Raw genomic sequence first — 5,557 nt, forward strand, 5'->3', positions numbered from 1 at the left:
ATTATGAAACAAATTTTAAAAGAATCAAATCATAAAACTACAATTGAGATTATTCAACAACTTATTCAAACATATGGTGGAACTTCATTAACACATTTAGGATTACTTGGAGATAAAAAAGTATTTCTTTCAGAAGATCAAAAATCTGCATTCGTTTACCGTAAACAGGGTAATAAATTAGTTGTTCTATGTGATCCAATTGGTGAGATTTCTTTTGAAAAAATAAAGGAGTTTGAAAATTATTCAAGGAGTATAAAATGTATTCCGTGCTTTTATCAAATAGACGAAAACTCAAAAATGTTTTATGAAAAAGCTGGCTATCGATTGTTAAAATTAGGTGAAGAAGCAATAGTTGAATTAGAGAATTTCGAAATTTCAGGAAAAAAAGGCGCAAAACTAAGAACAAAAAGGAACAAATTCATTCGACAAGGTTATCAATTTGAAGTGTCTATGCCTGGACATACTATAGGTCTACTTCAAGAGCTTAAAGGGGTCTCAGATGTATGGTTAAACGGAAGAGAAGAGCTATCCTTTTCAGTTGGTTCATTTCATTTTGATTATGTTTCAAATTTTCCGATCGGTATCTTAAGGGATAAAAATGGTCAAGTTATTGCTTTTGCCACATTACCGATTCAAGGCGAAAATATAACAATCGATTTAATGAGATACTTAAAGGAATTACCATATGGAACGATGGATATGCTGTTTGTTTCAATTATGTTTTGGGCAAAAGAAAATGGATTTAAAAGCTGCAGCCTTGGAATGGCTCCATTAGCCAATGTTGGCCAAGATTCAAAATCATCAATCATCGAAAAATCTGCAAAAATGATCTTTAAATATGGTAACTCAATTTATAACTTCAAAGGATTACTAACTTTTAAAAGCAAATTTGCGAATAAATGGGAATCAAAATACTTAGCATACAAACCATATACATTACTTTCGGTTATCACAAGCTTATATCGCCTAGTTCATGGAACTAAATCTTTGAACTATATAACTCGATTTATGAAACCTTTAGAAAAGAATGTGAAAATTAGTTAACGAGGGCCTCTATATAAGAGGTCTTTTTTTTATGCTTTGGTATTATTGCTACATGAAAAAGAATACTTCGTCATAATGCCATTAATTCCAGTTCAATACAAAAAAATGAAAACTACATAAAAAGTTCAAAATGTATTAAATAAAACTAAACATTCATCAATTAAAATTAAATTAACAGTACTGGATTAAAATTGATTAAAAAAACCAAATACTTTCTAATAGAAGAAATTATTAAAGTGGACACGTTTAAAAGCCATACGTATAATGAAACACAATGACTGTTCTATTATGAAAGTGAGGAATGAAAAATGGTAAAAGAGAATTCAGTGGAATTTTTATTTAATTACATAGATGAATCGACAGAATGTTTAAAAGATAATTTAGAAATTTCTTATTTAGAGGCATTAATTGAAACAGGTGAAAATTTCTTTGAAGGGGAAGTTTTGCAAGAAGAAATTAATGGTTCGCAAAAAGATAAGCTTATGAATACAATTCATCAATTTACATCGGCATCAAAAGATAATGAGAGTATTCGTAGAGCATTTCAATTAGCAATATTAAAAGGTATGAAGCAAGGAGTACAAACAAATCATGAAATGACTCCAGATGGTATTGCTTTTATTATTACTTATTTAGTTGGAAAGCTTACTGAGGGGAAACAAAATTTAATTATTTTAGATCCGGCAATTGGTACTGGAAATCTTTTATTAACAATTTTAAATTCTTCAAAGGATAAATTTACTGAATCTGTTGGAATAGATGTAGATGATGTTCTTGTTAGAATCGCGTTTGTTATTGGCAACTTACTAGGACATGAGATAGAACTATTTAATCAAGACAGTTTAGCACCTTTATTTGTAGAACCAGTTGATCTTGTTGTTTGTGATTTACCAATTGGTTTTTATCCAAATGCTGAACGTGCAAACGAATATACTTTAAAAGCAAAAGAAGGCATGTCTTATGCTCATCATTTGTTTATTGAGCAAAGTATGAACTACTTAAAATCTGGAGGATTTTTCATCTCGCTAGTTCCAAATCACCTATTTACTTCAGAGCAATCTGCGCAATTACAAAGCTATATTAATGAAACAGGTGTTATTCAAGGATTGATACAGTTGCCAGTATCTGCCTTTAAGGACGAAAAACATCAAAAAAGTATATTAATAATCCGCAAAAATGCAGAAAATATGAAGAAGCCAAAACAGGCTTTATTAGTTGATTTCCCTAAGTTATCGAATATGAAAGCAGTTGAAGATATTATGCTTCAAATGAATGAATGGTTTAAAGAAAATTTACAATAATTGAACTTTTAAACACGTAAACTAATTTGTGTTATAATAATTTCAGCTAAAAAAATATAACAGTTTCATGTTTAAAGGAGATGTAAAAAACATGGCAAATATTCTTGCTATTAATGCAGGTTCATCGTCATTAAAATTTCAATTAATTGAAATGCCTAGCGAAAAAGTACTTACAATTGGTTTAGTAGAACGTATCGGTTTAAAGGATAGCGTTTTTGTAATTTCAGTAAACGGGGAAAAAATTAAAGAAGTAACTGATATTGCTGATCACTCTGTTGCAGTAAAAATGCTTCTTGAAAAGCTAACAGGTTTAGGAATTATTTCTTCATTCGATGAAATTCATGGTGTTGGACATCGTGTAGTTCATGGTGGAGAACTATTTACAGATTCTGCTATAATTACTGAAGAAGTTGAACAACAAATTGATCAACTTTCTGATTTAGCACCACTTCATAACCCAGCTAACCTAGTAGGTATTCGTGCATTTAAAGAATTATTACCAAATGTTCCTGCAGTAGCTGTATTTGATACTGCATTCCATCAAACAATGCCTGAAGAGTCTTACTTATATAGCTTACCTTATGAGTACTATAAGCAATTTGGTATTCGTAAATATGGATTCCACGGTACATCACATAAGTATGTAACTGAAAGAGCTGCTGAATTAATTGGTAAACCACTTGAAGAGTTAAGACTTATTTCATGTCACTTAGGAAATGGTGCAAGTATTGCTGCCGTTGAAGGTGGAAAATCAATCGATACTTCAATGGGATTCACTCCACTTGCTGGTGTAACAATGGGAACTCGTTCAGGTAACTTAGACCCAGCTTTAATCCCATTTATTATGGAAAAAACAGGTAAAACAGCTGAGGAAGTACTTGATGTATTAAATAAACAAAGTGGTATGCTTGGTATCTCTGGATTCTCAAGTGACTTACGTGATATTGAGACTGCAGCAGAAGAAGGTAATAAACGAGCTAAAATCGCTCAAAGTGTATTCATTGAACGTATTCACAAATATTTAGGATCTTATGCTGCACGTATGAAAGGCGTAGATGCGATTATTTTCACTGCTGGTATTGGTGAAAATGGACCGGAAATTCGTCAAGCTGTTTTAGAAGGTCTTGAATTTATGGGTGTTTATTTTGACCCAAGTAAAAATAACTTTAGAGGAAAAGAAGCTTTCATTAGCTTTGATCACTCTCCAGTTAAAGTAATTGTAATTCCAACTAATGAAGAAGTTGTTATCGCAAGAGATGTAGTACGAGTTGGAATGAAATAATCTGTTAGTAAACATAAACGTAGAGCATACAAAAATAGATGACCTCATATTCTTAAATTGAGATCACTTTTTGGCTCTACGTTTTTTTATATTTGAGGTGATAATATGGATCAAATGAAAGAGTATAATTTATGGCTGGAACTTAACGATTTGATTGAAAAGAAACAACAACAGCAAAATTTAAATAAATTAGAACTTATGTTTCAAAATGCTTCTAATTTTCTCCTCCAAAAAATACCTCAGAGCTATTCGAATACTTTTAAAGAATTTTTTTCAACTGCTTTTTTCCACACTCAATCTTTAATACAAACAACAAAACAGTTTCAAGAAAAGAAATTAGATATACTTAATCGAGCACAAATCTTAAGAAGTGATATTAAGACAATAAGCGATTTAAGAAAGTTACCATTAAGACAATTGAATTTCTTAGCTGAGCAAGAAATATCGAAAGCATTAATCGTTTCAAGTGTTCAAGGTGGAATAAGTGGAACTAGTACAAAGCTTGCTTTATTTGGTGATTTACCAGCTTTATTATTTATTAATCTTAAAACGGTACAAGAAATAGCTCTTTGTTATGGTTATGATGTAAGTATTCCAAAAGAGATGGAGTGTAGCTTAAAAGTACTCCAAGGTGCAATTCTCCCAACAACCGAAAAATACGTTGTTTGGAGTAAGTTAATGAACGATATTTTAAAACATGAGGATTCTGATGTATTTGCAACTTGGGAAAATGAATTTAATGGAGAAGGGGTCTATTACACAGTTATATTACAAATGTGCAAGTTATTAATGATCCACTCATTACGGAATAAAGTTTTAGGTGGTATTCCTTTATTAGGAGTTACTGTTGGGGCAAAATGGAATGAATCTTTTACAAAAAACGTATTAGAATATACAAAGAAATTTTATCAATATCGTATATTATCAAAACGGGTAAACCAGGAGCCAACAGATTAATCGAAATTTGAGAAGCTAACAAATTGTCTGTTAGCTTTTTTAGCGTGTAGAATGAGTGCGAACCGAAATACTTGAACATCCATTAGACAATTTACCCTTAGCTAATCGAATACCCGTTTGGTTGTAAACGAGGATGTGGTATGCTAAAGGAAAACCAATCAAGGAGACATTTATGAAGCCTACATCAAGTTTTCAACTAGAACAATCCGTCGGAAAGTTACGAAAAGTGATTGACCAACTAAACAAGCAAATCAAAGAAGCATCTTCCGATAAAGTTGCGAATGAAACCATCCGACTAAAAGAGGAACTGAAAACAATCGGAGACACGCTTTTACAAATTCAAAAGCGCGAAAATGAATAAACATAAATAATAGAGGTACAGAAAAAAGCTAACAAATTTATTGTTAGCTTTTTAACCATGTATTTTTGTCTCATTGGACATTTGTTGGTTACTTCTAAACCAAATCCAAAGATCGTTAATAATTGATGCTAATTCTGCAATTTCAGAATTTAATTTACAGCTCAAAGCAAAATCAGATTCATGATTTAATTGTTCTTGTTTATGATTAATCGAAAACTCTAAACGCTTAATTTGATCAGGTATTCCACCACGTATATATTCCCATTCCGTAAGAATCATTAGTTGTTGATCGTGAGAGTAATCTTCCCAATCCAGCTTTAGGCATGGTAGAAAAATACCTAATCGTTCATCGTATGAAAAATAATCTTGTAACATTTTTTACTCCCCCGGTGCCATTAATTTATAAATATCAATAAATTGATGTTTGTTTCCCTGTTCTACGTGTTCGATTTTGCCGAAACTACTCTCGTTTGGTTCTAACACTCCGAGGGCATAAATTCGGATACAACGAATCCTACATAGTTGAGTTATCCTTTACGTAATTATTCTCAATTTTTTTATTGACTGAGTTGGTTTTCGTCTAATAATTAGTCTACTCACTATCATGGTTCT

6 protein-coding genes are annotated in these 5,557 nt (G+C 31.5%); 5 read left to right on the top strand and 1 reads right to left on the bottom strand.

Features of this window, described 5'->3' with window-relative positions:
* The 5 genes from CN514_RS17535 to CN514_RS17555 all read left to right on the top strand — a co-directional run.
* Window positions 1-1,044 (top strand): phosphatidylglycerol lysyltransferase domain-containing protein (locus CN514_RS17535; RefSeq protein WP_098233710.1); only part of this gene is annotated, 1,044 nt, incomplete at its 5' end.
* A gap of 308 nt (window positions 1,045-1,352) precedes the next feature.
* Entirely contained in the window at window positions 1,353-2,345 is a 993-nt protein-coding gene (locus CN514_RS17540) for a class I SAM-dependent methyltransferase (protein WP_098233711.1), read from the top strand.
* 91 nt (window positions 2,346-2,436) lie between these two features.
* Window positions 2,437-3,627 carry an acetate kinase gene (locus CN514_RS17545; protein ID WP_098233712.1) on the top strand — a complete coding sequence of 397 codons (1,191 nt, stop codon included), beginning with the start codon at window positions 2,437-2,439 and terminating at the stop codon, window positions 3,625-3,627.
* A gap of 105 nt (window positions 3,628-3,732) precedes the next feature.
* The gene (locus tag CN514_RS17550) at window positions 3,733-4,584 is read left to right on the top strand and encodes an EcsC family protein (RefSeq protein ID WP_098233713.1); all 852 of its coding nucleotides are present in this window, start codon (window positions 3,733-3,735) and stop codon (window positions 4,582-4,584) included.
* A 172-nt stretch (window positions 4,585-4,756) separates the two neighbouring features.
* Window positions 4,757-4,945, top strand: a complete 189-nt coding sequence (locus tag CN514_RS17555) for a hypothetical protein (RefSeq protein WP_098233714.1) — start codon at window positions 4,757-4,759, stop codon at window positions 4,943-4,945.
* A gap of 51 nt (window positions 4,946-4,996) precedes the next feature.
* Here the strand turns inward: CN514_RS17555 and CN514_RS17560 are convergent, their stop codons facing one another.
* Complete coding sequence (locus CN514_RS17560; protein ID WP_098233715.1) at window positions 4,997-5,320, bottom strand: hypothetical protein; 324 nt, start codon at window positions 5,318-5,320, stop codon at window positions 4,997-4,999.
* Between the last annotated feature and the right edge of the window lie 237 nt (window positions 5,321-5,557).

Origin of the sequence: Bacillus sp. AFS001701 (assembly GCF_002559405.1) — a bacterium.
GTDB lineage: Bacteria > Bacillota > Bacilli > Bacillales > Bacillaceae_G > Gottfriedia.